Below are 26746 nucleotides of genomic sequence, written 5' to 3'. Positions count from 1 at the left end.
ACGTTGCGCCGCGGGGGGCCGCATCGCCGGGATGCCAGGCCATCGCGCCGCCGGCGTCCCTGAGGTAGCGTACGACCGGTGTGCCTACGCCGGGGCCATGGGGGGCAGACGCCCGGACGAAGGAGCGGGAAGCCGGAGGAGGAGAGGGGAAGCATGATCAGCGTCGCGATGAAGGTCCACACGGAGTGCGGCACCTGCCGGCTGCCGATGCCGGTGAACACGCTGGCCCGCGAGGTGAGCTGCACGAGCTGCGGCAGGCCCGCGACCGTTGCCGTCGATCTCTGGCAGGCGCTGCTCCGCCACCCGACCTACGACGGGCCGAAGATGTTGCCGAATGAGGGGCGGTCCACGTCCACGGGCAAGCTCTCGGTCACCTACACGCGGCGCGCGGCCACCTGCCACGGCTGTGAGAAAGAGATCCCCGTCGAGAGCATCCGGGAGGTCCGCGATCAAGCGACGCTCACGTGCGACCGATGCGCCAAGCGAACCTGGGTGCGAAAGGTGCCCGTGGAGCTCGCCGAGGCGCTCCCGAACATCACACACCTGGTCGGCGAGGACCCCGACCCGGCCGTTACGGCGTCTGCAGGCGCGGCGGAGGCGGCGACCTTCCCGTGCCCGCAGTGCGGATCGCCGGTGCCGTTCGACGGCGTGAACCGAGCGTGCACCTGCCGGTTCTGCAGCGCGAGCGTGCACGTGCCCGACGAGTTCGTGTACCGGGGGCGGAGGAAGGTGGCGGCGAGCTGGTTCCTCTGCTTCGACCCGTCGATCGCCGGTCGTGCTCCCGCCGCGCAGGCCGTGGCGGCGGGCCTCTTTGACTGGGAAGACGAGCCGCCGGAGGTGGCCGTCGACGCGGATGGCAACCTGTACTGCGCAACCAAGCAGGGGCGCTGGTTCTCGGGCAAGAACTTCGAGCCGAAGTTTCGGTTCGATCACGTGCTCTGGTCCGTCGATCCCTTGTTGCGCGTCCGCTGGATCCAGCGCGGTCGCCCGCGGGCCAAGCGCCTCGTGCTCTCTCCCAAGGGCGCGCTCCTCGTGACAGTCCAGAACAAGTCACCGCAACCCTGGCTGTCTTCCGAGACCGGCATGCCCGAGGATGGTATAGAGTGCGCGCCGCCGGGAATTGTCGAGCAACTTGGTGGTGGCGACGACTTGACCTGTTGCGTCGATGGTTCGCTGCTGATCCTGGAAGGGAATAAGTTGCGGCGGATTGCTTCGAACGGCGTGGAGATACCCGTCTGGCCTCCCAGCGCTTCAGGGGGGCACGCGGACAATGGTCTGAGAGGACCGTGTGAGCTTGCCGACCATCCTGTGCAAATGCGCGGCGGGGGTGCGCGCGTCCATTGTGGTCCGGACGGGTCGGTCTACTTGATAAGCTGGGATGAGATAGCCCGATTCGACGCCAGCGGACGAAAAATGTACGGCGTGGCGATCTCGTCGGACTCGCCGGTGCCAATATATTGCAACCTGGGTGCTGATGTTCACGGTAATGTCTATCTTCTCCGCCACGAGCAACTGGTGCGCATCAGCGCGAGAGGTGAGCAGAGCGTCGTCCTGGAATCGAAGCGCGACGGGTTGCCCCGATACAACATGACCCTTGCCGTATGCCCCGATGGCGCGTTCTGGCTCTTCGGCAAGGACGGGCTCGCATGGAAGTTCGGCCCGGGGGGCACGCTGCTCTTCGACAGTGGTAAGGAGCCCAGGCCCAGGAAGTCGAGCCGAGAGGATCTCGGTTTCCCGTCCGATTCAGAATTCATGGCCTCCTTCAAGAAGGCCTGCGCTCAGCAGGCGGAGCAGCGGCGGCGGGAGGAGGAGGAGAGAATAAAAATAGACCGGCGATACCTGGCCATCTTTGTGCCCTGCATCGTGATCTTGTTGGTGGCCCCGTTCGTGCTTGTCGTCTGGCTAATGATTCGCTGAGCGCTAGCCGAGGTCAATGCGATTTCCGTTCACGGTTACCTTCGACGACGAGCATTGAACGCTGTTGTTTCCCTTCGCCAGCCTGGCAACGCCAGCAGTGACGGTGCACTTGCAGGCTCCCTTCCGGATCTCGGTCATGCTACTGGTGACCTCGACGCCATCGGAGCCGTTGCCCACCGTGACTTTGTTGGACGCTGCGACCATCCCCCAGTTGCCGCCCTTGACTTCCACGGATCCCCCGCCTTTGATCTCTGCGTCGGTGCTTGCGTGGATGCGAATCTTGGACGCCATTTCGTCGAGGTCTGTAGAGGATTTTATCGTCGTGGTTCCGGTGGACTGGATGTCGATCTTGCCGTTGGATTCGAGCTGAATGTTGTTTGCGCTCGCGTTGAGGGCGGAAGATGATTTGAGTCGCATGGTTCCGCCGCTTTGGATTTGGGTCGATTCCTTTGAGACCGATGCGTAATATTTAGAGTGGAGGCTGAGCCTCGAGCCGGCATTGATGAGCGTGACGGCGCCCGATCCGATCGAGACAGTGCGCGGCGACTTCAGCAGCGCCGCTGCGCCCCCGGAGACGATCGCCTGTCCGCCGGAGGACAGCGCGGCGCAGGTGGTTCCGCCGACGAACGCGTCGGCCATGCCGATCAGCACCGCGGAGTTGACCGCGCCGCCCAGGAAATGGGGGGATCCCATGCCGGGGATCACGCCCGCGACGCGGCCCACGCCGGCGAATGCGGTGCCGGCAGCGGCCATGCTCTTCGCGGTGATCACGGATGCGACGTCCGCGGTCTTCCCGGCTCTCTGTGCCAGGTTGTTGATGAGGTCTTTGCTTGATTTGTAGCCATCGACGAGTCCTTTTGCGAGCCCGCTGACGCCCGAGGCCACGTCCACCCCCATGGCGACTTTTCGTAGTGCCTGGCCCTCTTCGTCGATCTTCTTTGCCAGATCGTCTGCGCGTTGCTTCGCGTCGTTGAAGTTCTTGGTGGCTTCGGTCGCCTGCGCGTATGCGGGTCTCTCCGATTCCCATTCCTCTTTCGTCATCGCCCTGGGTACACCGTAACGGTCGAACCTCATGGGCGGATCGAGCTCCGGATAGGGATCCTTCTTCTGGGCCTCTGCGAGCACTCTCTTCATGTGCTCCTCTTTGATGACGACCTCCTCCTTCGCCTTCGCCTGCTGGTAGGCGTCCCATTTCTTTGGGATATCGAGCGCGCTCTTTGCGACTTTCGGGAGTGCGTCGAGGGCTTTCAGGGTTTTCTGGCTGAACAGCGCGTCTTTGAGCGTCGATCCGCCGGTTGCGAATTGCGTGATGCTGGATGAGGCCAGGACGGATGCGATGTCGGTGATCGCGGTGCTCGCCGAGGTCAGCGTGTTGACGCCGGCCGTGGCGACCGCCGTGAACGCCTCCGTCGTGGTGAGCGCGGCCCCTGCCTCGGGCGTGTTCGGCGAGCCGAGCTGGAACGATGCTCCCCCGAACGGCGTCGACAGCTTGATGCGCTCCTCGCCCTCGGTGTCATCGAGGTTGATCTCGTTGTTCCCGCCGGTTCGGATCACGTTGCGCCGGGAGTTCTTGGCGTCGACCGTGCTCGGCGTGTGCGGGTTCGGGACCGCCCCGGTGATGATCGGCCGGTCCGGATCGCCATCGATGCACGTGAGGATGACCTCCACGCCGCTCCGGAGCGGGAAGTGGAACCCGTAACCCGCCCCCGCGTGCGGCTGGGCCATGCGGACGAGCCGCGAGGCCTTGCCGTCCTCGGCGCTGCTCGTGTCGAACAGGAAGCGCACGCGGTAGCGGCCCGCCTCGTCGACCTCCGCGTACTGGCCCTTGGCGGCCGCGTCGATGACCCCCGTGATGGCGCCGTGCACCCGGGGCTTGGGCGTGACGCGCGGCGGCCGGTAGGTCGTCGCGAACGGGATCGCCCGGAACTCGTTGGCATAAGCGTGCTCCTCGCCCCGGCCCGTGTTGAGCGTCGCCTGCTGCAACCGGTGGCGCACCTCGACGAGCAGCAGCTCGACGTCACCGCGCGGGTGGCCCTCCAGCATGAACCGCGCCCCTGCGCCGAGGGCCTGCACGTCGCTCGCCCCCTCGAACACCTTGCGCCCGGCGCGCAGCTCCTCGGCGCGGATGACCGCGATCCGCTCGCCCTCGTCGGGCGTCTTGAAGTGCGCGCCGTACTCGACGATATCGCCGCCGGCCGCGTCCGAGACCGTCGCGGCGGCCATCAAGGGCACGTGCGGTGTCCGGTAGTTGTAGTCCTTGACCACGTAGCGGCTCGGGATCGTGCGGGTCGTGCCCTCCAGCCGGTGGACGCCCACCTGCTCGCCCCGGGGGTAGAACTGCGCGCGCCCGCCGCCTTCGATCGGCTGAAAGCCGCTGTTGGCGTCGGAGAAGACGAGGACGTCGCGGCCGTCCCGGTGCTCGAAGAAGAAGGAGATGCCGAGGTGCTCGGCCAGGCGCGAGGCGAACTGGAGATCCGTCTCCTTGTACTGCACCACGTACTCGCGCGGCGGATACGACGCGAACAGGCGCAGCTCGAAGTCGTCGCCCTCGTGGAGCCCCGCGCGCTCGAGCTTCTTCTTGAGGATCTCCGGGACCGAGAGGTCCATGAAGATCTCCGACGTCTCGGTGAGCGTCATCCGGAAGGCGCGCGGCACGAACGTGAGCGTGTAGGCCATGTGCAGCGTCTCGGTGTGGAGCGCGTCGCGCACGACGGAGACGACCCCGAAGAGCCGCCGCACCTCGCGGTCGCCCCGGTAAAACACGAGCGCGGCGGGCTCGGCGAGGAGCGCCTCCTCGTGGAGGCCTTCAGGGCTCTTGCACACGACGTGGAGCTGGAACTCGAAGAGCTGCGAGATGACCTCGCGCCCTTCGAGCGCGTACAGCGCGACCGCGTCGGCGGGGAAGGCGCGTGACTCCAGGCGAGCAGACAGGATGTCTTTCATGGGCGTCCCTCGGGTGAGAAGCCGCAACTATCGCCCGAGGGCACGGCCTGGTTCCACGGGTTTTCCCAGGGGCCGCTCCCGGTGAGCTGCGTCGCGCGGGGCCACCTCGTCCGACGCGAGGCCATGGCGACGATACGCACCACGCGAGGAGGCGGTCGCCAGAACGGATGCCTGCGGCGACGAGGGGCCCTCGACCGCGGCGCTCGAGAGCGCCCGAGCCCGAGCTCGCGCGAGCGCAGCGGCGAGCGGCCCACGAGGGGTCCCGAGCCCGCGCGAACGCAGTGGAGAGCGGTCGGGGAGGGGTCCCGAGCCCGCGCGAACGCAGTGGATTGCGGTCCGGAGGGGTCCGGACCCCCCCCTCTGGCACAGAATCGAGCGCCTCGAAGGGGTAAATGGCACAGAATTTCGCGAATTCTGGCGCTGTTTGGCGCAAAAATACCCCCAATGAACGCTCCGCAGAGCGTTGGAGGGGGTTCTGGCACGCGGTGTGTCGCAATGCATTGCGGTTGTGCCTGTGCCGGACCCCCCTCCCTTGGCACACCCGACGCTGCCCTGGCACAACGCGACGGCCGAGCGGTGGCCGTGGACCATGACCGTCCACGTCGACATCCATGGCCCCGGCGGGGAAGTGCGGCGGGATCTCCTCGCGCGGGGGCCGCGCACCGTCAGCGACCCCTCCGCAGATCCTCGATCAGCTCCTCCACCACCCCCTCCTCGTGCACCGCGCGCCCCTCCTCGCGCATCGCCGCGCCGAGCTCCTCGTCCCAGCTCGCCGCCACCTCCGCCCCCACGAGCGCCGCCCCCTTCGGCGCCGCGCGGTACTCCGCCGCCCCGTACCGCCACGGCACCGCCCCGAGCCGCCCGATCACCACGTTGCCGATGCGCACGCCGCCCCAGTCGAAATCGCCGTGGTACCGCAGTGTCGCCCCGGCCTCGCGGAGCCGCTCCAGCAGCAGCCGCGCCGCGGTCCGGACCTGCCCCTCCACGCACACGAGTGGCGCCCCGCGCGGCCCCAGGCGATCGGCCGCCGCCGCCAGGATGGCCGGGTTCTCGCAGACGAACACCTCGCCCCCCGAGCCGCCCGAGCCGCCTGAGCCGCCTGAGCCGCCCGAGCCGCCTGAGCCGCCCGAGCCCCCCGCCACCTCGAACCGCGGCGGCGCCCGCCGGAGCTGCCGGACCGAGAGCCGGCACGGCTCCCCCGCCGCCGCGTGCAGCGACAGCACCCGCCCGGCCAGGGTGTCCGGCGCCGCGCCCAGGTTGAGCACCAGCACCGGGGCGCTGAGCTCGTCGAGCAGCACGCCCACCCCGTCCCACGCCTCCCGCCGCCCCGCCGCGCGCTCCCAGTCCGTCACCCCGGAGCTTGCCGCCGCGAACCGCAGCACCAGCGCGCCCAGCGGCGCGCCCGCGTCGAGCGCGTGGCTGTCCCCGGTCACCGCCGCCGCGAGCTCCGCCAGCGGAACCCCCTCCGCCGGCAGGCGGCGCACCACCTCCACCGCCTGCCCGAGCAGCCGCCGCGCCGCCCCGACCTCGCCGCCCGACAGCCGCCGCACGAGCCCCGACGCGCGCAGATCGTCGAGCCACGCGCCGACCTCCGGCCGGCCGTCGCCCGACGCCGCGGCCTCCTCGAAGACCGCCTGGAAGGCCGCCTCGGCCCGGGCCGCCTCGGCGCGGAGATCCCGCACGGGCCCCGTCAGCGCCTCCACCGCCGCCTCCACGCCGTCGCAGAGCTCCGCCCCCCGCAGGAGCTGCCCCAGCTCGTCCAGCGAGACCCGCAGCCCCGCGCCGCGGCTCACCCGGCCGAGCAGGCGCTCGACCGCGGCGCGCTCCGCCGCCGTCGGATCGCGGCGCTGCACCACCGCGCCCTCGAGCGGCTCGCCGCGCTCCAGCCGCCGGCGCGCCTTCTCCATGATCCACCCGAGCTCCCGGGCGCCGAGCACCGCCCGCAGCCGGTCCCCGCTCACGCCGCCCCGTCACCGAACAGCGGCCCCGGCGCGCCCGCGCCCGCCGGCCCCGGCGCGCCCGCGCCCGCCGGCCCCGCCGCCCCGCCCGCGCGCACCCGCTCCCGCCCGTTCCACACCCACCGGGTCACCCCGACCGCGTCGATGCCGGGCCTCACCGTGAGCTGGTGGATCGCGAGCCCCGGCAGCGTCGCGTAACACCCCCACTCGCGCTCGCTCGTCATCACGAAATCCAGATCGAACGCCGCGAGCAGACCCATGCACTTCGCCCGCATGTCGGGATCGATGCCCACGAACGCCTCGTCCAGCAGGATGAGCCGCGGCGCGTGCGGGTGCGCGCTGCGGTAGTGCGCCGCCGCCGCCGCGAACTGCGGGATCGTCAGCGCCAGCGCCTTCTCGCCCCCCGAGCCGGTCCCGTACGTGCGCCGCGTCAGCCGCTTCCACGCGCCGTCCTGGTGGCGCTCCACCGCGAACGCGTGCCACGCCCGGTAGTCGAGCGCCGCCGAGAGCTGCTCCTGCCAGCTCGCCGCCTCGCCGCGCGCGCGCTCCCCCTCGATCCGATCCTTCAGGAACCGCGCGAGCAGCGCGCGATCCGCCGGCGACCACGTGCCGCCCGCCCGCAACAGCCGCTGCCGCGCCTCGAGCAGCCCGGGCGGGCCGTCGGCGAGCGGCGCCCACGAGAAGCGCAGCCGCATCCCCGTGCTCGTCGGCCGCGCCGCGAGCTCCTGGTTCATGTCGCGCACCATCGCCTCGCACCGGTGCAGCAGATCGTGCAGGTGGCTCGCCACCTCCCCGATGAGGTGGTTCTCCAGGACCTCCCGCTCGCGCGCGTCGAGCACCGTCCGGCGGTGCGCCACCTCGTCCGCCAGCATCGCCCGGAGCTCGTGCACCGCCCACGTCCGGTCCTGGAACGGCACCGTCACCGCGATGAGCCCGTCCTCGCTCGTCGTCTGCGGCCCGTAGCCGTGCGGCAAGAGCGCGTCCCGCAGCGCCTCGACGTGCCGGAAAATCCCCCGCTGCAGCCGCTCCCACGCCCGGTCGTCGTGCTCGACGTCGCCGCTCGACGCCTCGATCCGCCGCGCCACCTCCACCGCCCGCGTCGGCGACCACCCCGCCGCCCCCTCCGCCCCGGGCTCCACGTCCGCGAGATCCAGCGCCGCGAGCAGCCGCGCCCGCGCCATCACCGCGAGCGCCTCGATGTGCGCCGCCCGCTCGCGCGCCGCCCGCTCGATCCGCTCGCGGAGCGGCTCGATCCTCCCCTGCGCGCGCGCCTCCGAGACGCGCGCGTCGCCGTGCGCGCGCTGCGCCGCGCGGTGCTCCGCCTCGCGCGCCTCGCGCCGCTCCCGCGCCGCGGCGAGCTGCCGCAGGATCTCGTCGACCAGCGCCCCCGTCGTCCGCTCCAGCGTGTCCCGGTGCACCTCCGCCTCGCGCAGGCGGGCCGCGGCGCGCCGCCGCGCCTCCGCGCGATCGACGACGCGCTCCCCGGCGAGCCGCGCCTCCTCCTCGGCCCTGCGCGCGCGGCGGAGCGCCGCCTCGGCGGCGCGCGCCGTCGGCCACAGCGCCGCCGCCGCGCGGACCAGCGCCTCGAGCGCCGCGTCGTGCCGGTCGAGCGCCCCGACCCACGCCGAGAGCCGGAGATCCGCCGCGGCCCGGTCCCGCTCCGCGAGCGCCTGCGCCTCGCGCTGCCGCCGCGCGAGGGCGCGCTCCTCCTCGGCCGCGAGCGCGGCGCGCGCGTCGGCCACGGCCGCCTCCGCCGCCTGCTCCGCCGCCAGGGCGCGCCGCACCGGCGCGTCGGACGGCGCGCCGGCCGCCTCGTCGCGGGCCACGCGCTCGCGGCGGTCGACCTCGGCCCGCGCGGCCAGCGCGTCCGCGCGCGCCTGCGCCGCCCCGCGGAGCTCCGCCTCGATCGCCGCGAGCCGCCGCCGCCGCGCCGCCTCCCGCGAGGCCGCGCCGAGGTGCTCCGCCTCCGCCTTGGCCGCCGCGCCGCGCAGCGGGCCGAGCGCGAAGCTGCCCGAGACGTCGACCCACACCCGGCCCGCCCCGCGGCCCGCGCCGATGCGCGCGAGCACCTCTCGCACCACGTCCGGCGGCACCGGCGGCGCGGCGTGCGGCGCAGCGGCCGCGCCGTCCGCGCCAGCGCCCGCCGCGCCGACGCCGGCCACGTCCGGCGCCGGCGCGGCGCGCAGCCAGCGGCCGAGCTGCTGCTCGAGCGGGAGCGCCGGCAGCCCGGCGCCCGAGAGCGCCGCGTCGAGCACCCCCTCGGCGAGGAGCTGCCCGTCCGGCGTCACCCAGGCGTCGAGCAGCCCGGCCGCCTCGAGCGCCGCCTCCAGGCCCGCCCGCCCGTCCGCGTCGAGCCCGGGATCGAAGTCGCAGAGCTGCCAGAGCGGCGCCCCCGGCCGCCCCTCGCGCGCGCCCTGCGCGCGCCACGGCGGCGCCTGCGGGGCGCGGTGCGCGCCGCGCTCGAGCTCGGCCCGCTCGTCCTCCAGCGCGCGCCGCGCCGCCTCCGCCTCCGCGACCGCGCGGTCCGCCTCGGCCCGCGCCGCGGCGAGCCACCCCTGGGCGTCGGCGAGCGCGCGCTGCGCCGCCTGCGCCGCGGGGCTCGCGCCGTCGCCGTGCTCGGCCCACGCCGCGAGCGCCTCGGCCACCTCCTCGACGGCCGCGCCCCCGATCGGCAGCTCCACGAGCGCGCGCGCCCACGCGCTCCACGCGGCGACGAGCGCCTCGGCCGCCGCCTCGCGCTGCGCGAGCGCCTCGCCGGCCCGCTCCCGCGCGCGCTCCAGCCGCGCGGCCGCGCCCTCCAGCGCCGCCTCCGCGCGCTCCCGCGCGGCGCGCGCCGCCGCGAGCTCGGCCTCGAGCTTGCGCACGTGCGCCGCGCCCCGGCGGCGCTCGGCCACGCCCGCGTCGAAGCGCGCCCGCGCCCCCGGCAGCGCGCGGGAGAGGTCGGCCTCCCACCCCTCCGGCAGCGCCGGCGGGGGCAGCCCGACGACCGCGGCGGCCTCCGCGGCGGCGGCGGTCGCCTCCGAGAGCGCGTCGCGCTCGGCGCGCGCGCCCGCCTCGGCCTCCTCGCGGTCGAGCGCGCGCCGCGCGGCCTGCTCCTCGGCGCGGCGGTGCTCGAGCGCCGCCTCCTGCGCCTCGGCCGCGGCCGCCGCCGCCGCCCGGCGCGCCTCGTCGAGCGCGCGCGCCTGGTCCATCTCGGGGCGCCGGCTCAGGGTCTCGACCTCGCGCGCCGCGCCGCGCGCCGCGAGCTCGGCCTCCTGCTCGCGCGCTGCCGCCTGCTCCCCGGCGGCCCTCGCCTCGTCGAGCGCGACCTCCGCCGCGCGCAGCTCCCGCAGGACGGCCTCGTACGCGGCGTGCGCGCCCCGCACCCCCGCCGCGCGCCGCCGCGCCGCGACCTTCAGGTAGCGGCGGTACTCGTCGAGGAACGACGACGCCGCCGCGCTCGCCGCGGCGAAGCCCTCGAGCGCCGCGCGATCGGCCTCGAGGCTCCGGAACGACTCGGCCAGATCGGCCACGACCGCGGGCGGCACCGGCGGCAGCGCGCTCGAGAGCGCCCTGGAGAGCTGGGCCTCGTCGAGCTTGCGCGAGAGCTGCGGCTGCCGGAGCTGGATCAGGAGGTCGAGCAGCGCGCCGTACCGCTCGCCGAGCTGGAAGAGCCGGCGGTCGACCGCGGCGCGGTAGGCCGCGGCGCTCGTGAACACCTCGCCGCGATCGCCGAGCTCGGCCTCGAGCCGCTCCCTCCCGATGGCGGCCCCGGCGCTCTCCAGGGAGAGGTCGCGGCCGACGCGCTTCGAGGTGACGAAGAGCCACTTGCCGGTGAGCCCCCGGCCCTCGACCGCGTGCAGGCCGCAGCCGAGCGTCAGGTAGTGCTCGGCCCCGTCGTCGTCGCGCCGGCCGAGCTCGAGCCAGGTGTAGCCGCGCCGCTCCTCGTGGCGGCCGAGGAGCAGGTTCCACTCGATGCGCTTGGCCGGGTCGGCGTCCGGCTCCAGGCGGTGGGGGCTCACCTCGCCGTCGAGCAGGAACGGGAGCTGCAGCGCGAGCACGCGCGACTTGCCGCTGCCGTTGTTGCCGCGGAGCAAGAGCCGGCCGTGCTCGAAGAGGAACTCCTCGCTGTCGTAGCGGTAGAGGTTGAGCAGCCCGCTGCGGAGCGGCTGCCAGCGTCGGGTCACGGGGGATGGGAAGGTCACGGCGTCCTCCTGGGGGTCCTCCTGCGCGGCGCGGCCGCCGGGGCGGCCGGCGTGGCGGGCCGCGGCGCGCCGGCGCGGGGCGCGGCCGCCGGGGCGGGCAGCAGCGCGCCGGCGCGGGGCGTGGGGGCGGCGGGCGCGGCGACCGCGTACCGGGCGATCGCCGGCAGCGGCGCGATCCCCGCGGGCGTCCAGCGCAGCAGGCGGAGCGCGGCGAGCCGCGCGAGCGTCCTGTCGGTGAGCTCGACCTCGGCGCCGGCGCCGACCACGGCCTTCCGCCAGCGCCCGCGGTGCTCGGCGATGAGCTCGGCCACGCGCTGCTCGACCGCGGCCCGGCCGACGAGCTGGCCGTCGCGCGCGCGGCCGGCGAGCCACTCCGCGACGAGCAGCGTCAGGTGCCCCTCGGTGCCCTCCTCCGGCATGGCGAGGTCGCTGAGCTCCCCGTCCGGGTCGACCATCGCCAGCCCCTCGCGCCGCGCCTCGGCGACGAGCCCCGTGGCCCGCTCGATCTCGCCGACGATGAACGGCCGCTGGGTCGTGAGGTACGCGCGCTCGTCCGGGCCGAGATCGTCGTAGTAGACGACCGGATCGTCGAGCAGCCGCCGGAAGAGCCGGGCGCGCAGCGCCTGGTTGCGGGCGTCGTCCGTCTCCGGGGCGAGCTCCTCGACCACGCCCGCGAGGCGGGCGGCGAGGTCCGCCGCGCCGGTCGTCTCCAGCGTCGACGGCCCGCGGCGGACGTTCAGCATCGCGGCGACGGCGGGCCGGCTCACGTTGTAGAGCACGTCGCGCCGCTGATCGGCGAGGAAGCCTTGCTCCTCGCCGGCGACGCGCGCGAGCACGCGCAGCGCGAGGAGGAGGCGGACCACGTGGACGAGATCGCGCCGGTGGTCCTGCGCCGCGAGCTCGAAGGCGCCGGCGCGGGCGAGCGCCGGATCGCCGGCGAAGTGGTCCTCCATGCGGCTGGCGAGCCGGCCGAGCGTGGTCTGGCGATCCTCGCCCTCCAGCGTGAGCAGGGCGAGGCAGAGCAGCACGTACCGGCGCCGGGTGAACGGGGTGCCGTGGTGCGGATCCAGCGCGGGGCGCGTGCCGTCGGCGAGGTCGGCCGGGGTCTTGCGCAGGCGCGCCTGCTCGGGCTCGACGAGCAGCGACCAGCGGGGGTAGCGGCCCAGCCAGGCGCGGAGCGCCGCGGCGTGGCGGCGCACGAGCAGGAACGAGGCGGCGTGCGCGCCCGAGGCCGGCAGGAGGGGGTGGCGCAGGAGGGCCCGCAGCGCCTTCTGCTGCTCGTGCCGCTCCTGGGCCTCGAGGGCGTGCGTCATGCGCGCTCCGCCGGCGCCTGAGGCGACGCCGTCCCCGGGAGCGTGGGCGCGCGAGGCCGCGCCGGGGCCATGCCCTCCGGCGCGGGCGCGGGCGCGGGCGCATCCGGCGCGGGTGTATCCGGCGCGGGCGCGGGTGTATCCGGCGCGGACGCGGGCTCCGGCCCCGGCGCGGGCTCCGGCCCCGGCGCGGGCTCCAGCACCGGCACGAGCGCGCGCAGCGTGAGCAGGTGATCCGGCCCGCGGAAGGTGCCCGCCGGCGTCTCGACGGTCGCGACCCGGCCGTCGTTCGTGGGGACGAGCGAGATGGCGATCGACCCATCCGTCGAGGTCGTCTCGCCGCCGCCCGCGGCGAGCGCCTCGCCCAGCCAGTCGAGGAGCAGGTCGAAGGCGAGCGGCGCGAGCTCGCCGAGCTCCGACAGGCGCGTCGGCCGGCCCGTGGCGAGCCGGGCGCGCGCCGCGGCGAGGGCGCGCTCTTCCTCGCCCTCGTGCGCGAGGAGGAGCGCCTTCTCGCGGGAGCGGTCGATGACGTCGTTCGGCCGCCCGGGCCGCGCGTGCCGGCCGGTGGCGCGGAGTCGCGGCGAGATGCGGAGCGGCGGCGCGTCGAGCCACGAGCGGCCGGCGGGGACCGGCGCCGCCTCGCGCTCGGCGAGCGCCTCCCGGTCGACGAAGAGGTGCCGGGCCGAGGCGAGGCCGAACGCGGCGCGCCAGAGCCGGTGGGCGTCCTCGTCGGTCGGCGACTCGGCGAACCAGCGGGCGAGGATGCGGAGGTCGGCCGCCCGGTCGCTGCGGGTGAAGCGGCGGTCGTGCAGGCTCGCGATCGCGGCGAGCAGGGCGGGGATCGCGGCGCGGGCGCGGGCCCGGAGCTCCTCCGCCTGCGACGGCACGCCCGGGCGCCCGATGAACCAGCCGCGCAGCCCCTCGATCCGCGCCTCCCACCGCGCGGCGGCGGCCTCCAGGTCGGCCGCCTCGCCGTCGATCGCGTCGGCGATCTCGCGCCGGCCGGCGCTCTCGGCGAGCCGCCGGGCCGCCGCCGGGTCGACGCGGCCGAGCAGCTCCGCGATGTCCGCGGTCGCGATGACGAGCTGGCCGACGAAGCGCTCGAGGTAGTCGATGAGGCGCTGCTTGTAGGCGAGGAAGCTCGCCACGCCGGCCCCGTGCAGGTCGATGCTGCGCTGGAGGCTGCCCATGAACGCCTGGGCCTGCGAGGTGAGCTCGTCGAAGCGCGCGCGGAGCGTCGAGAGCGCGAGGTGGACCGCGCTGTCGTCGAGCTCCGGCCGCGAGAGCATCGCCGTGACGCTCTCCAGCAGCGTGCGGATGTCGTCGAGCGCCGCGGCCTGGAGCTCGCCGCGCTGCGCGAGCGCCTCGACATAGGCGCCGACGGCGCGCTCCACGGCCTCTCCCTCGGGCGTGAGCTGGTAGAGGAAGCGCGGCCGGTAGAACTCCTCGACGGTGGCGACATCCGCGGTGTCGAGGTGCGATTGCAGGTTCCCCCACGCGCAGAGCTGCTGGAGCGCGGCGTCGACGGCGGTCGCGTCGACGCCGCCGTCGCGGACCGCGCGGAGGACGTCGGCCGGCCTGAGGTGCAGCACGAAGCGCTCCCGCGCCTCGACGAACGAGCGCATGATGGCGCGATAGAGCGGCGCGTTCTCGACCGTCAGGTAGGTAAAGGCTGGAAGCCTCGCCGGCGACTCCTCCATGACTCCTGTGCGCTGACGCCGCGGTGTGCTGGCCTTCGGGACACGGCGCTGGCGCTACGTACTCCCGGCGATGCCGGACCGTCAATCGAGGGATGCGGGGCGAACACCACAAAGTCGCGGGTGGCACGCATTCCGATCAGCGCGTGGAAATTCTCATTTGTCGTGGCCACGGTGGCGGGGCGAGCTCGTGGCTGCTCGCCCGCATCTCCTCGCCCGGGGCGGGGGCTCCGGAGGCGGGGGACCTGGAGTGCAGGCGAGCCGCAGAAGAGGCCCGCCGGAACGCAAGCCCCAGAGGGGAGCACCTCAGACGCGACCACCACCCGGCGGCGCGCCACCATGCGGTGGCCGCAGGGCCCAGAACACTGTAGGATTTGCCCGTGAGCACCGACGCCGAGCTCCATGCGCTCGCAGCCAGGTACGTCTGGTGGCAACCCCCTGCGGTGACCCTCGCCCGCCCCCATCATTTTCTCTGCCAGGTGATGACGCTCGGCACGGCGGAAGACGTGCGGACCGTCCGGCGTGTGATGGGCGATCAGGCTTTGCTGGACGCACTGGAGCACGCTCCCCCCGGCGTGATGGATCCGAAGTCCTGGAACTACTGGCACCTTTTCTTCGGCCGGCGCCCGCCGCCTCTGCCGGAGCGCCCACGGCCGTGACGCGCCTGCTGCCCAGGCTCGATGTGCTCCCCGCCGCCCAGCGAGCGCTGTGGCCTGAGCTTGCTTGCGTTCCCAGGTGCTTCGTCCTCTATGGCGGCACGGCGCTCGCGTTGCGCCTGGGACATCGTGAATCCATCGACTTCGACTTCTTTGCACACGACCCGTTGAATCATCACGAGATCGAGCGCGAGATCCCGTGGCTTCGAGAGGGCGATGCCTTGCAGGAAGAGGCCAACGCGAGGACGGTGCTCGTTCGGTCTCCGGAAGGGAGCGTGAAGGTCTCATTCTTCGGCAAGATCGCGTTCGGGCGCGTGGGCGAGCCGGCGCTGACCGAGGACGGGATCCTCCGCGTGGCGTCCGTTCTGGACCTGGCGGGCACCAAGGTGAAGGCTCTCCTCCAGCGCGTCGAGTCCAAGGACTATCTCGACATTGCGGCGCTCCTCGATGCAGGTGTTTCCATCGAGCAGATTCTGGGGTCCGCACGCTCGCTCTTCGGTCCCGCGTTCAATCCGCTCATCGCGCAGAAGACCCTGGCGTACTTCGAGGGCGGTGATCTCGCGAGTTTGCCGGATACCGTGAAACGGCTCCTTGTGATGCACGCGACGCGTGATGTCGAGGTTCTACCGCTGCCCAAGCTGTCCGAGCGGCTCGATTGATCCAGAGCTCCGTCGTGCGTTGTGATGAGCCAGCACCGGGATGATCCCCGTCGGTGGTGGTGATACGCTCGCCTCCCTGGCGCTGCGCCGGGCAAGGAGGGGCATCGGAATGTCATCGGTCAAGGGGTTCACGGTCGAGCTGTCGCACCTCGGGCGCGTCGGCCACGACCTCGTCCGGCCGGAGTGCGTGGTCGCCGAGCGCGACGGCACGCTCTGGGCCTCGGACGCGCGCGGCATCGCCACCCGCATCGATCCCGGCGGCGCGCAGGCGCGGCTCGGCCCCGAGGTGGGGGGCGAGCCCAACGGCATGGCGATGGACCGGCAGGGCAACCTCATCGTGGCCACGATGTCGGGCGGCAAGGTCCACAGGCTGTACCGCGACGGGCGGGCCGAGGTCCTGCTCGACTCCATCGAGGGCAAACCCCTCGGGGCCGTGAACTTCTGCTTCATCGATTCGCGGGATCGCCTCTGGATCTCCATCTTGACGCGGCATTGCCCGTCGTGGTGGGACGCCGTCGTCGACGAGCGCTGCCGCGACGGGTACATCGTCCTCGTCGACGAGAAGGGCCCCCGCATCGTGGCCGACGACCTCCGCCTGACGAACGAGGTGCGCCTCGACGCCGCGGAGCGGTTCCTCTACGCCGTCGAGACGGTCCCCGGCCGCCTCCTCCGCTTCCCCGTGCGTCAGGACGGCAGCCTCGGCGAGCGGGAGCCGTTCGGCCCCGAGAGCCTCGGCCCCGGCGGGCTCATGGACGGGTTCGCCTTCGACGCCGAGGGCAACGTGTGGGTGGCCTCTCCCTGCCGCAACGGCCTCGTCGTGATCTTCCCCGACGGCAGCCACCAGGTCGTCTTCGAGGACCCGCGCCCCGACGCCATCGAGGCGCTGCTCCAGAAGCAGGCGAGCGGCATCCTCGAGATGAGCGACCTCGGCACGTGCGCGGGGGGCACCCTGCAGCTCCCCACCAGCATCGCGTTCGGCGGCCCCGATCTCCGCACGTGTTTCATGGGCTCGCTGGGCATGTCGCAGCTCGTCACGTTCCGCGCGCCCGTGGCGGGGCTCCCGCTCGTGCACCAGCGGTAGTCCCCCCCCCCCGCGCTCGCGCCCTGCAGGCTGGCACCCGCGGTCGGCGCGCCGCGCGCGCCTGCTTGACAAAATCCGCCAACAGCCCCAGACAATTCCCTCACTGATGAAGCAAATGAGGACGATCCTGCCCGCCCTGGTGTTGGCGACCGTCGTCGGCGCGGCCTCCGGTTGCGGCAAGGCGGACACCGGTGCGCGGTCGAACGAGCGGTGGGCGACCACCGAGGACACCCGCGTCGATCTCGACTTCGACAAGATCAACGAGGCGTACAAGGCGGCCGAGGGGCCCGAGGACTTCGAGCGGCGCGTCAACGAGATCTACCAGGGGAGCGAGGTCATCAGCGTCGCCGTCCACGACCTCGACGCCAAGACGCAGGTCGTCACCGGGTTCTTCGACAAGAACAGCGACGGCGCCGTCCAGGATCCGGAGAAGGTGTTCACGATCCGCCGCGACGTCACGGGCGAGGGCGCCGGGCAGATCCAGACGTCCGGGCACGGGGCCTACGGGTACTACCACTCGCCGTTCCTGAGCCTGGCGTCCGGCATGATGCTTGGCGCGATGGTGTCGTCGGCGTTCCGGCCGAACTACGTGCCGGTCTACTCCCAGCCGTACACCACGCCGCCCGGCCGCATGGCCGATCTCCGGACGCACCGCGACACCTACCGCGCCGCGAACCCGTCCAGCGTCGACCGGAGCAAGGCGTCGCAGACCGGGCGGCGGTACAACAACGTCGGCAACCGCCGCTTCGGCGGCGGCCGGTCCGGCGGATCGAGCTTCGGCATCCACCGGAGCGACCGCACCAGCAAGCCCGCGCGGCTCGTCGCCTGAGCACCCCCGCCACGCGCCGCCCGCTGCGATGCAGCCCCTGCGAAGCATCTCCGAGCTCCCTTTCCGCTGCCGTCCCGCCCTGGAGCTGCTCAACCTCGAGCAGCACCGGGACGCGCCGGACCTGGAGTCCACGCAGTTCGGTTTTTGCCAGGTGTCCGCGCTCTGGCTCGATGGCCGCGCGGACCGCGCGCCGGTGTGCGTGACGGACGCCCTCGTCCTGGCGGTGCACGCCGCGGACGAGCCGGAGGCGCTGTCGGACGACGTGGAGCTCGAGTTCTTCGTCGAGGAGGTCGCGAAGGACTACTCGGTGACCGTGCTCCTGTCGGCGTTCCTCGAGCGCTGGCTGCCCGCCGCGTTCTCCGGCGAGCGCGCCATCGTGCTCGCCATGTGCAACCCCCACGCCGCGCGCATCCGGCAGCCGAAGGCCGCCGGGCGCACGCCCGTCCACTACGCTCTTGGCGACGTGGACTCGTGGCTCGAAACCGACGAACACGGACGCCGGCACATCTGCCTCGAGGCGGAGGCCTGGCGCATCGCGGAGCACGCATGAACGGTGAACGCAGAGCTCCAGTCGTTTCGCGCGAGCAGAAGCTGGCCTATGCCGGCATCTACGTGCTGAAGAAGATGGACCTGAAGCCCGCCGACGGAGGCATCGAGATGCCCCTCGTGCTGCCGTCCGAGCTCACCCCGCTAGAGGACGTCCTCCAGGAGCTCGTCAACGCGGATCTCGTCGAGGTCAACCGCCGCAAGGCGCGGTTCGAGATCACCAGGAAGGGGCTCGCGTACCTCTCCGAGATCATCGACGAGGCGGAGGCGCTGATCGAGGAGTTCGACGAGGAGTCGCTCGAGGACGCGGTGGCCGAGCTCCGCAGGCGGAACGTGGACGTGCTGCGCGCCCGCTTCCTGTGGGGCTGGTACGACGGCGAGCTCGACGATCTCGTGCTCTTCCAGCAGCGCCGGGGCGCCTCGCCGGTGGAGCCGTGGTGGGCCGACTACCTCCTGAGCGACGCGTTCTACGAGGAGCTGCTCCGCGACGTCGCACAGGCGTGAGGGCGCCCGCGCCCCGCCTCGCGGGGCGACCTCGGGGCCGCCCGAGCAGGCTCGATCCCATCAGGATCCCATCGAGCAGCGCGTTCGGCGCGCCGCGGACATCGGCTCAGTGACGATCCCTGAGCAGCGCGCGCTCCGTGGGAGCGCCCCGCGTGCCCGGCGCGCGGCCTTTGCGGGGGCCGCTGCGCGCGCTCCACGGCGCCGGGCGGGGCGCGACCGGCTGCGCGGCGGGGGGGAGCGGCGCGGCCGCGGCGGGGGCGAGCGGCGCGGCCGCGGCGGGCGAGGCGGTCGAGGAGGCCTCCGCGGCGCCCCCCGGCGCCGCCGCCGGGCGCGGGCCCGCCTGGGCCGCGAGGCGCGCCTGCGCGGCGCGGGCGAGGGCGGCGGCGCGCGCGCCGACGCTCGACGCCAGCGGCGCCGCGGGGACCTGGGCCTGCGCCCTCAGGGCGGACGCCGACAGCAGGAGGCCGAGCGTCACGACGAGGCCGGCCGCCGTGAGGCCCAGCGTGCGCCGGCGCGCGGACCCGGCGTGCTCCGGCGCGTCGGGCTGGCCGACCGCGGCCCGGTAGGCCGCCACCATGGCCTCGATCGACGGGAACCGCTCCTCCGGGTTCAGGGCGAAGGCGCGCTCGAACCAGGCCGACAGCGCCGGCGGCGCCTCCGGGAACGGCGGCGCCGACGGCGGCGGCTGCGCCCGGCTCAGGATCGCCGCGAGCACGTCGCTCATGGTGTGGCCCGGGAAGGGCAGCCGGCCCGTGAGCGCCTCGTACGCGACGACCGCGAGCGCCCACATGTCCGAGTGCGGGCCCGTGTCCCCGTCGCACGCGTGCTCCGGGCTCAGGTACGCCGGCGTGCCCAGCACCACGCCGGCGGCCGTCCGGCGCGGGAAGTCGGCGGGCAGGTCCTTCCGGATCCACTTGGCGATCCCGAAGTCCGCGACCTTCGCGCGGAGCTGTCCGTTGCGCTCCTCCGCGAGCAGGACGTTCGTCGGCTTGATGTCGCGGTGCACGATGCCGAGGGCGTGCGCGACCGAGAGCGCCTCGCCGATCTGGCCGAGCAGCGGCGCGAGCTCCGCCGGGGACAGCGAGCCCCGGTCCTGCAGGAGCTGCCGCAGCGACCGACCTCGAACGTACCCCATGACGAGGTACGGCCCCACCGCAGGATCCTCCCCGACGTCGTGGACGGCGACGACGTGGTCCGTCTTCTGCGCGAGCTGCGCCGCGACCTGGGCCTCGAACCGGAAGCGCTCCAGCGCGGTGCTCGCCTCCCCCTCGCGCTGGACGGCGAGGAGCTTGAGCGCGACGTCGATCCGCAGGGCGCTGTCGTGCGCGAGCCACACCTCGCCCATGGCGCCGCGCCCGATCAGCCGGAGGAGCCTGTACCGGCCTGCGATGAGCCGGCGGTGGCTCCGCGGGGTCTGCGCCACGCCGTCCCGCCCGGCGGCGGAAGAGGCGGGACCGGCATCAACGGATCGTCTGGAACGCGGCGCGACCGTGCGCGCGCTGTCCACCCTCTGGACGTTGGAGTCGGATCGTCCACCAGGAGCCAAGGCTTGCCACACGAGCGGTACCCTCCGTGCCGTCACCGTGTCCAGGCCCATTGCCGCGCGAATGCGACAATGCTCCAGGACATAGAGACCGGGGCATGCAGACCACAATAGCACCGAAGTGGCGAACCTGGAACCGGGGACGATCGGAGTCCCTCGATCGGGAGCCCCCCGAGCAGGAGGCGCGCATGAGGTGAGGTGGTGAAGCGGCGCCAGGACGACGCCGCTCTGCTACATCGCATGCATCGCAGCGTCCCGGTGGCGGGCTCCGCGTCGGGGCGGGACGGCGAGGCGGGGATTCCGTTCGGGAGGGACGCTCCGTTCAGGGGAGCCGCGACGAGCGCCGGAGGGGCTGTCGCTGGAGGGCGTGAGACACCGCCCTTCGCGTCGAGGCGGCGCGCACCCGGGCCGCTCAGCGCGGCATGCAGAACGCCTGACCGCGCGAGTAGCGGTTCGTCAGGACGCCGGACTCGTAGTAGTTGCCCTCGCAATCCATCGACGAGCGGCCGACCACGCGGCCCTCCGCGTCGAAGTAGATGTAGAACTCGCCGATCTCGTCGGCGATGACCGGGCGCGCGAGGGCCGCCGTGGCGACCAGGGTCGTGGCCAGTCCGAGCAACAGGGTGATCTTGCGCATGAGGAAGCTCCTTCGAACGAGTGAACGCACAGGCGGAGAGGCGCCCGCGCAAGCAAGTGACACGGCATGATCCTAGGGCGCCGATCCCATGGAGCAAGCGAGAAATGGACCCCAGGACGCCACGACGCCAAGGTGGTATTCGGATCCCCGGCGCGATCGGCGCCCTAGCCGATCGAATTTCTGCTCTCTTCTGGCGATTGAGCCCGCCTGTCGCTCCGCCGAACGCAGGCGCGCGGCCATCGACGATCAGGCGCCGAGGTGGACCTTGAACGAATCCATCTTGCGGATCGCGGGGTGCGCGCCGAACGTCGGCGGCGACGCGATCGTCATGCCGGGGAACCTGCGGAAGATCGAGCTCACGGCGACCTGCGCCTCGAGGCGCGCCAGGTTCGCCCCGATGCAATAATGGGCGCCGTTGCCGAAGGCGAGGCTCCCGGCCGCGTCCCGCCGCGGGTCGAACCGGTCGGGGGCCGCGTGGGCGGCCTCGTCGCGCAGCGCCGCCGCCAGGAAGAGGATGACGAGCTCGCCCTTCGCGATGCGCGCGCCGCCGATCTCGACGTCCTCCTTCGCGTAGCGGAAGACGCCGAGCTTGCCGAAGTTGTCGAAGCGGAGCACCTCCTCGACGACGCCCTTCATGAGCTCGGGGTCCTCCTTCACCTGGGCCAGGACCTCGGGGCGCTTCAGCAGGTTCAGCACCGTGAACGCGATGAGGTGCACGGTGGTCTCGGAGCCCCCCACGAGCAGCGCCGTGACCAGCGAGGCGAGCTCCGGCTTGCTCAGGCGGTCGCCCTGCTCCTCGGCCTGGATCAGCGCCGTCAGGGTGTCCCCCTCGATCGGCCGCTTGCGCCGCGCCTCGATCACCTCGTGGATCATCGCCATCCCCTCGCGGATGCCGGCGAACACCCGCTCGCGCTCCTCGGCCGACAGCAGCATGAGGAAGAGCTGCTTCACCGCGGAGTCCGCGAAGCGGTGGAACGACGCGTCGAGCTCCGGCGGGATGTTCAGCATGCTGCCGATCACGCGGACCGGGATGTGCTCGGCGAAATCGTGGACCACGTCGATCACGCCCTTTCCCGCCGCGGCGTCGAGCCGCTCGTCGACGATGCGCTGGATCTCGGGGCGCAGGCGCTCGACCGCGCGCGGCGTGAGCGTCGGGCTCACGAGCTTGCGCACCCGGGCGTGGTCCCTGTCCGGCAGCGAGAAGAGCCCGTGTCGGTTGAGCTCCTCGATCTCGGGGCTGCTGCTCGATCCGAGCGAGGACGCGAGCGCCCACGCCCTGCTGTCGGTGGTGAAGCGGCCGTCGCGCAGGATGGCCTGGACGTCGTGATAACGGCTGGCGAGCCAGCTGTGACCCTCCGCCCAGTACCGGATGGGCGCCTCGCGCAGCCGCGCGTACACGGGGTACGGATCCTCGGTGTACCCGGGCGCAGAGGGGTTGAAGTCGACCGTGGGGCGAGAACTGTCCAGCATCATCTGAATCACCTCTCCTTCCATTCCCGATGAATCGGGCTCTCCCTGAGCTCAGGGCTCCTCGAGCGACAGGGCGCCGCGCGGGCAGGCGCGGACGGCCTTCTCCACCTCCGGGCGGAGCTCGGACGGCACGTCGTCGACGAGCAGGTGCAGCCGGTCGTCGTCGTCGACGCGAAACACCTCGGGCGCCGCCCGCACGCAGACGGCGTTGGCCTCGCAACGTTCCCAGTTCACCACGATCTTCATCCGTGCCTCCAGTGGTTTCGGATCAGAACACGATCCTGGCCGACAGGCTCGCGGTGTCGAGCGACGCGGCGGGCCGGATCTCGAGCTTCAGGTCGCCCCGATCCTCGGTGCGGTAGGATTGAGGCATGTTCAGGAAGAGCAGGACCGTCCCCGCGAGCGCCGTCGCTCCGCCGGCGATGAGGGCGCCGAGCGCCACATCGTTCTTGGTGACGCTGGGAGCGTGCTCGTCGCTGGGTTTTGGCGCGCACGACGGATCGCAGTCGCGCTTGAGCTGATCGTACGTTGTGCTGTGCTCGGCGCGGGCATGCCACATCAACCCGCCGCCCGCGAGGCCCAGGGCCGCGCCCGCCCCGAGCGTGGCCCAGGGGAGCCACTCGGGCCACCGTCTATGGACGATGAGGGTATCGACGCTCAGCGCGAGCTGGCCCGAGGCCTCCTTGCCGGCGAGCACGAGGAGGGGCTCGACCACCGTGAAGTAGCCGTCCTTTCTCGCCATGACGACGTGCTCGCCGGGCGTGACCATCCGGCGCGCGGTGCCAGGGCCGAGAAACCAGGGCTTGCCGTCGATCAGCACGGCGGCGCCCGGCTCGTCACACCGGATCTCGATGGCGGCGAGATCCTGCGTCACGAGCGCTCGCAGGGCCGCGCGCGCCTCCTGCTCCCTCTCCGGATCGAGCGAGCCGGGCCCCCATCGCAGGGACAGGCGGAGGTTTTCGTACGCGAGGAGCGGCAGCCCGATGCTCTTCAACACCCGCCCGAGGTAGAGCCGGAGCTCCGGGTGCTCCCAGGCGGCGAGCGCCTCTTCGTATTTCGCCCGCGCCTCGGCGAGCATCATGCTCCGGTGCAGCGCCCGCGCCTCCGTGAAGAGCGCCTGTGCCCTCTGCTTCTGCTCCTCCGAGACGCCGTTATGCCATGGCGGCGGCAGGGGCGGTGACGATGATCCCGCCGTCGCCGGCGACGCGGGGAGCCGCGAGGGCGACGACGGCAAGGACGACTCCTCCAACTCCACCGACGCGGAGGGCAGCGCCGGGGAGGACGACTCCGCCAGCTCCAGCGACGCGGGGGGCGACGCCGACGACGTCGCCCGGGCCCGCCCAGGCGCGGCGCACAGGGCCGCGAGAGCGATGGACAGGAGGCGCTTCGCCATCGGGAGGGCGACCTGGGTGGGTCGCTCGCAAATCGTCGTCATGACAGGCAGTGGCTCTCCAGGAGAGCTCGCCCGGGATGCTCCATCGAGCGTTCACCCCGGATCCCCGGGCCGCCAAGCAAGCTCGCGTCCGAGGGTACCCCCGCGCATGTCCTCCTGGGAAGTGCGGTCGTGGCAAGTCCGGGTATGCAAGGGTGCACTGGACGCTTATGCTCTCGCCCTCGCTCCGGTCGCGCACGCGGCGGCGACCGTGGTTTTGATGGTGATGTCTTTTTGCGTTCAGGAGGGAAGATGTCCACCGAGCTGATCATTCCGGAACCGGCTGGTCGATCGACCGGTGGGGTCGAGCCCGAGCGTGAGCGGTGCTCCTCGATGGGCTCCGGGAGGTTCGAGGACGCGGGCTACACCCTCACGATGCGCACGGGCGCAATGGCCGCGGCGCCCGGAGCGGCCGCGGCGCCCGGAGCGGCCGCTCCGCCCGTCACGATAGCGAACGCGGTCGCCGCGGCCGCGGGGGCTCGCGGGACGAAGCGACTCGCGGCGATCTGCGCGGGCGCTCCTCTGTCGTCATCGCTCTCGCACGTCGCCCCGCCGCCCTCGTCGCGCGCGCGGGGCGCTCCGCCGTCGCTGGCCGGCGCCCGCATCGGCCACTACGAGATCCTGCGCGAGCTCGGCCGGGGCGGCATGGGCGTGGTCTTCCTGGCGCGCGACACCCGGCTCGCCCGCCTCGTCGCGATCAAGCTCCTCACCCGGCTGGACAGCGCCGATGTCCAGCGCTTCCTGATCGAGGCGCGGGCCACCGCGCGCTGCAAGCACGAGCACATCGTGACGATTCACGAGGTGAACGAGCACGACGGACACCCGTACATGGTGCTCGAGTACATCGAGGGGCAGAGCCTCGGCGCCTGGATGAAGCAGCGCAGACCTCCGGACGCCGGCGAGCAGCTATCGACCGCGCCCGTGCCGCCCGGCCTGGCCGTCGACCTCATGATCCCGGTGGTGCGCGCGCTCTCTCTCGCGCACGCCTCCGGCATCATCCACCGCGATCTCAAGCCCGAGAACATCATGCTGGAGGCGTCGGGGGCGATCAAGGTGGTCGACTTCGGCATCGCCAAGCTGCGCGAGGACGAGACGAGCCTCGCGCTCGCGGTCGAGCGCACCGTCGCCGGAGACACCTGCCTGACCGGCGAGGGCGGGATCATCGGCACGCTGCCGTACATGTCCCCGGAGCAGTGGAGGGGGAAGGAGATCGACCAGTCCAGCGACATCTGGGCGGTGGGCGTCATGCTGCACGAGCTCGTGCTCGGCGCGCACCCGCTCGCGCCGGTCAGCATGATGAGCCTGCTCCGGGTCTCGGTCCCCGACGAGCCGATGCCGTCGGTCAGCGCCCGCCACCCGGAGCTCGGCGCGCTCGGCGCGATCATCGATCGCTGCCTGCGCAAGCAGAAGGCCGAGCGCTTCGCCTCGGCGGACGAGCTGTTGACCGAGCTCTTGCCGCTCCTGCCCGGGCGCCGGGCGATCCTGCTCGACAGCGACGCGAGCCCGTTCGCCGGCCTGTCGTCGTTCCAGGAGGCCGACGCCGACCGCTTCTTCGGCCGCGCGCAGGACCTCGCGGGCGCGGTCGCGCGCCTGCGGAACCAGCCGCTGCTCGCGATCGCGGGGGCGTCGGGGGTGGGGAAGTCGTCGCTCGTGAGGGCGGGGGTGATCCCGGCGCTGAAGCGCTCCGGGGAGGGCTGGGAGGCGCTCGTGCTGCGGCCCGGGCGCGAGCCGATGGCCGCGCTCGCGCAGCTCTTCAGCCACCCCGTCGTGACGCTGAGCTCGGTCACCCGCACGCTCGCCCCGCGGGGCGGCGCGACGGCGAGCGCGGCCTGGATCGAGCGGCTGCGCGCCGAGCCCGGCCTCCTTGGCGCCGCGCTGCGCGCGTGGTCGGACGGCGCGGGGCGGCGCCTGCTGGTGTTCGTCGATCAATTCGAGGAGCTGTTCACGCTCGGCGCCCCGGCGAGCGAGCGCGAGGCGTTCCTCGCGTGCCTCGAGGGGGTGGCGGACGACGCTTCATCGCCGCTCCGGGTGGTCCTGTCGGTGCGGTCGGACTTCCTCGAGCGGATGGCCGAGCACGAGCGGTTCATGGGGGCGATGCTCCGCGGCCTCGTGTTCCTGCGGCCGATGGGGCGCGAGGGGTTGCGCGAGGCGCTGATGAGGCCGCTGGAGGCGGCGAGGTACGAGGTCGAGGATCCGGCGATGGTCGAGGGGCTCCTCGACGCGCTCTCGACCACGCACGGCGCGCTGCCGCTCCTGCAGTTCACGGCGGCGAAGCTGTGGGAGATGCGCGATCGGCAGCGCCGGATGCTGACGCGGGCGAGCTACGAGGCGCTCGGCGGCGTGGCGGGCGCGCTGGCGAGCCACGCCGACACGGTGCTGGCCGGGATGAGCGAGCGGCAGGCGAAGCTCGCGCGGGCGGTGCTGGAGCGCCTGGTGACGCCGGAGCGGACGCGGGCGGTGGCCAGCCTGGGCGAGCTCTGCGAGCTGCCCGGGGATCGCGGCGAGATCGAGCGGGTGGTGGGGCTGCTCGCCGACGCGCGGCTGCTGGCGATCGAGACGGCGAGCGACCGGGCGGGCAGCACGGTGGAGATCGTGCACGAGTCGCTCATCGAGCGGTGGCCGACGCTCGAGCGCTGGCTCGACGAGAACCAGGAGGACGCCGAGTTCCTGGACCGGCTGCGCGCGGCGGCGAGGCTGTGGGCGTCGAGCGATCGCGCCGTGGACACGCTCTGGCGCGGCAAGGTGGCGGAGGAGGCGCGGGGCTTTCGCGAGCGTTACCGGGGGGAGCTGCCGGCGCGGGAGCGGCTCTACCTGGAGGAGGTGCTCCGGTTCGCCGATCAGCTCCAGCGCGGGAGGCGCCGCCTCGTCACCGGGATCATCGCGGCGCTGTCGTTCCTGGTCGTGGCGGCGGGGCTCGGGATCGTGAAGGTGACCCGGCAGAACCGGGTCATCACGAAGGCGTTCCAGGAGATCCAGATGACGGAGGACACGCTGAAGGCGGCGCTCGCGCGCGAGGAGGCGGCCCGGAGCGCGGCGGAGCGGGCGCGGCTGGAGAGCGAGGCGGCGCGGCTGGAGAGCGAGGCGCAGAGGAGGCGCGCCGAGCAGATGCAGCGGGAGGCCGAGGAGGCCCGGGGGCACGCGGAAGCCGAGGCCGAGCGGGCCCGCGTGGCGGCCCTGCAGGCGCAGAGGGCGCGGGACGAGGCGCGGCGGTCCGAGGCCGAGGCGCGGAGGGCGGAGCTCCGGGCCACGGAGGAGGAGCACAAGGCCAGGGCGGCGGCCGAGGCGGTGCTGCGGAGCAAGCGCGAGCAGGAGCAGCTCATCGAGCGGGTCGTGGGGAAGATCAGGGAGAGGCTGCCGTAGCGGGGCGGTCGACGGGAGTT

The 26746-nt window shown here is 73.1% G+C and carries 18 protein-coding genes; 8 read left to right on the top strand and 10 right to left on the bottom strand.

The features are described 5' to 3' along the window. Positions 1 to 153 precede the first annotated feature (153 nt). Positions 154 to 1917 (top strand): hypothetical protein, encoded by a 1764-nt coding sequence (locus WMF31_RS22020; protein ID WP_436603838.1) that lies wholly within the window; start codon positions 154 to 156, stop codon positions 1915 to 1917. A 3-nt stretch (positions 1918 to 1920) separates the two neighbouring features. Here the strand turns inward: WMF31_RS22020 and WMF31_RS22015 are convergent, their stop codons facing one another. From WMF31_RS22015 to WMF31_RS21995, 5 genes are all read right to left on the bottom strand, one after another. After that, positions 1921 to 4860: a type VI secretion system Vgr family protein gene (locus tag WMF31_RS22015; RefSeq protein WP_436603837.1), complete on the bottom strand. Its 2940-nt coding sequence runs from the start codon at positions 4858 to 4860 to the stop codon at positions 1921 to 1923. A 665-nt stretch (positions 4861 to 5525) separates the two neighbouring features. Beyond that, positions 5526 to 6821, bottom strand: coding sequence for a TIGR02679 family protein (locus tag WMF31_RS22010; protein WP_436603836.1), 1296 nt, complete (start codon positions 6819 to 6821; stop codon positions 5526 to 5528). Then, positions 6818 to 11002 (bottom strand): TIGR02680 family protein, encoded by a 4185-nt coding sequence (locus WMF31_RS22005; RefSeq protein WP_436603835.1) that lies wholly within the window; start codon positions 11000 to 11002, stop codon positions 6818 to 6820. The genes WMF31_RS22010 and WMF31_RS22005 overlap by 4 nt, the downstream gene beginning before the upstream one ends. Then, positions 10999 to 12315, bottom strand: coding sequence for a TIGR02678 family protein (locus WMF31_RS22000; RefSeq protein WP_436603834.1), 1317 nt, complete (start codon positions 12313 to 12315; stop codon positions 10999 to 11001). The genes WMF31_RS22005 and WMF31_RS22000 overlap by 4 nt, the downstream gene beginning before the upstream one ends. Further along, positions 12312 to 14012: a TIGR02677 family protein gene (locus WMF31_RS21995; RefSeq protein WP_436603833.1), complete on the bottom strand. Its 1701-nt coding sequence runs from the start codon at positions 14010 to 14012 to the stop codon at positions 12312 to 12314. Before WMF31_RS21995 ends, WMF31_RS22000 begins: the two co-directional genes overlap by 4 nt. Before the next feature lie 377 nt (positions 14013 to 14389). On the opposite strand from WMF31_RS21995, the gene WMF31_RS21990 reads away from it, so the two are divergent. The 6 genes from WMF31_RS21990 to WMF31_RS21965 all read left to right on the top strand — a co-directional run bounded on the left by WMF31_RS21990 (position 14390) and on the right by WMF31_RS21965 (position 18284). Then, entirely contained in the window at positions 14390 to 14668 is a 279-nt protein-coding gene (locus WMF31_RS21990; protein ID WP_436603832.1) for a hypothetical protein, read from the top strand. Then, entirely contained in the window at positions 14665 to 15324 is a 660-nt protein-coding gene (locus WMF31_RS21985) for a nucleotidyl transferase AbiEii/AbiGii toxin family protein (protein WP_436603831.1), read from the top strand. Before WMF31_RS21990 ends, WMF31_RS21985 begins: the two co-directional genes overlap by 4 nt. A 109-nt stretch (positions 15325 to 15433) precedes the next feature. Further along, the gene (locus tag WMF31_RS21980; protein ID WP_436603830.1) at positions 15434 to 16405 is read left to right on the top strand and encodes an SMP-30/gluconolactonase/LRE family protein; all 972 of its coding nucleotides are present in this window, start codon (positions 15434 to 15436) and stop codon (positions 16403 to 16405) included. A 106-nt stretch (positions 16406 to 16511) separates the two neighbouring features. Beyond that, positions 16512 to 17234, top strand: coding sequence for a hypothetical protein (locus WMF31_RS21975; RefSeq protein WP_436603829.1), 723 nt, complete (start codon positions 16512 to 16514; stop codon positions 17232 to 17234). 28 nt (positions 17235 to 17262) lie between these two features. Beyond that, positions 17263 to 17784 carry a hypothetical protein gene (locus WMF31_RS21970; RefSeq protein ID WP_436603828.1) on the top strand — a complete coding sequence of 174 codons (522 nt, stop codon included), beginning with the start codon at positions 17263 to 17265 and terminating at the stop codon, positions 17782 to 17784. Continuing rightward, positions 17781 to 18284 carry a hypothetical protein gene (locus tag WMF31_RS21965; RefSeq protein ID WP_436603827.1) on the top strand — a complete coding sequence of 168 codons (504 nt, stop codon included), beginning with the start codon at positions 17781 to 17783 and terminating at the stop codon, positions 18282 to 18284. The genes WMF31_RS21970 and WMF31_RS21965 overlap by 4 nt, the downstream gene beginning before the upstream one ends. Before the next feature lie 106 nt (positions 18285 to 18390). Here the strand turns inward: WMF31_RS21965 and WMF31_RS21960 are convergent, their stop codons facing one another. The 5 genes from WMF31_RS21960 to WMF31_RS21940 all read right to left on the bottom strand — a co-directional run bounded on the left by WMF31_RS21960 (position 18391) and on the right by WMF31_RS21940 (position 23369). Then, the gene (locus WMF31_RS21960; RefSeq protein ID WP_436603826.1) at positions 18391 to 19707 is read right to left on the bottom strand and encodes a serine/threonine-protein kinase; all 1317 of its coding nucleotides are present in this window, start codon (positions 19705 to 19707) and stop codon (positions 18391 to 18393) included. A 532-nt stretch (positions 19708 to 20239) separates the two neighbouring features. Next, positions 20240 to 20464 carry a DUF6289 family protein gene (locus tag WMF31_RS21955; protein WP_436603825.1) on the bottom strand — a complete coding sequence of 75 codons (225 nt, stop codon included), beginning with the start codon at positions 20462 to 20464 and terminating at the stop codon, positions 20240 to 20242. A 246-nt stretch (positions 20465 to 20710) separates the two neighbouring features. Beyond that, positions 20711 to 21937: a cytochrome P450 gene (locus WMF31_RS21950; protein ID WP_436603824.1), complete on the bottom strand. Its 1227-nt coding sequence runs from the start codon at positions 21935 to 21937 to the stop codon at positions 20711 to 20713. 48 nt (positions 21938 to 21985) lie between these two features. Continuing rightward, complete coding sequence (locus WMF31_RS21945) at positions 21986 to 22180, bottom strand: ferredoxin (protein ID WP_436603823.1); 195 nt, start codon at positions 22178 to 22180, stop codon at positions 21986 to 21988. A gap of 22 nt (positions 22181 to 22202) precedes the next feature. Then, positions 22203 to 23369: a hypothetical protein gene (locus tag WMF31_RS21940; protein ID WP_436603822.1), complete on the bottom strand. Its 1167-nt coding sequence runs from the start codon at positions 23367 to 23369 to the stop codon at positions 22203 to 22205. 372 nt (positions 23370 to 23741) lie between these two features. Here WMF31_RS21940 and WMF31_RS21935 point away from each other — a divergent pair, with 372 nt between their 5' ends. After that, on the top strand, positions 23742 to 26726 hold the full coding sequence (locus WMF31_RS21935; protein ID WP_436606584.1) for an nSTAND1 domain-containing NTPase: 2985 nt from the start codon (positions 23742 to 23744) through the stop codon (positions 26724 to 26726). The last annotated feature ends 20 nt before the right edge of the window (positions 26727 to 26746 follow it).

The organism is Sorangium sp. So ce1036, assembly GCF_051369805.1.
In the GTDB taxonomy this organism is placed as follows: domain Bacteria; phylum Myxococcota_A; class Polyangia; order Polyangiales; family Polyangiaceae; genus Sorangium; species Sorangium cellulosum_F.
The sequence above is the reverse complement of the archived record's forward strand: the minus strand, read 5'-3'. Positions and strand labels throughout refer to the sequence as shown.